Raw genomic sequence first — 649 nt, 5'->3', positions numbered from 1 at the left:
CCTTTACGCCAGCATCACCCCGCTCGTCGCCTATGCCCTCTTTGGGCCCTCGCGACGCCTGATCGTGGGGCCGGACGCCCCGACCATGACGGTGCTGGCAGCGGTGCTCACCACCGTCTATGCCGTGCCGGGGGCGGCTGGGGACCGGGTCGCAATGGCAGCATTGCTGGCGCTCGCCGTCGGCGCCCTGTGCCTGATCGCGCGCGCCGTGCGGCTCGGCGTGCTTGCGACCTTCCTGTCGCGTCCGATCCTGATCGGCTTTTTTGCCGGCATCTCGCTTTCGATCCTGATCGGCCAGATCGACCGGGTCACCGGCCTCGACATCGAGGTTGACGGCCTGATGGCGCCCATCCTCGAACTCATCAGCAAGGCCGGATCGATCCATTGGCCGTCGTTGCTGCTTGCCGCGGTGTCCTTTGCGCTCTTACAGGCGGCGCGCGTCATGCAATCACGCATTCCCGGGCCGGTGCTGGTCGTCGCCCTCGCCGTGTTGCTGTCGGCCCTGTTCGATTTCGAAGGGCACGGCATCAAGGTGGTCGGCGATATTCCGCGCGGCGTGCCGTCCTTGACACTGCCGTCGATCGCGGGCCTCGACCTTCAGTCGCTCCTGCTTGGCGCCGGGGCGATCTTTCTGGTGAGCTTCGGCTCC

The 649-nt window shown here is 67.0% G+C and carries 1 protein-coding gene; it reads left to right on the top strand.

Annotated features, from left to right (window positions below; genetic code table 11):
* On the top strand, nucleotides 1-649 hold a 649-nt coding region (locus QN219_RS33770), incomplete at both ends, for a SulP family inorganic anion transporter (RefSeq protein WP_284004761.1).

The sequence above is a fragment of the Sinorhizobium sp. 8-89 genome, assembly GCF_030124325.1.
Classification (GTDB): domain Bacteria; phylum Pseudomonadota; class Alphaproteobacteria; order Rhizobiales; family Rhizobiaceae; genus Sinorhizobium.
Note: the sequence above shows the minus strand (reverse complement) of the source record. Positions and strands in the feature narration are given on the sequence as shown.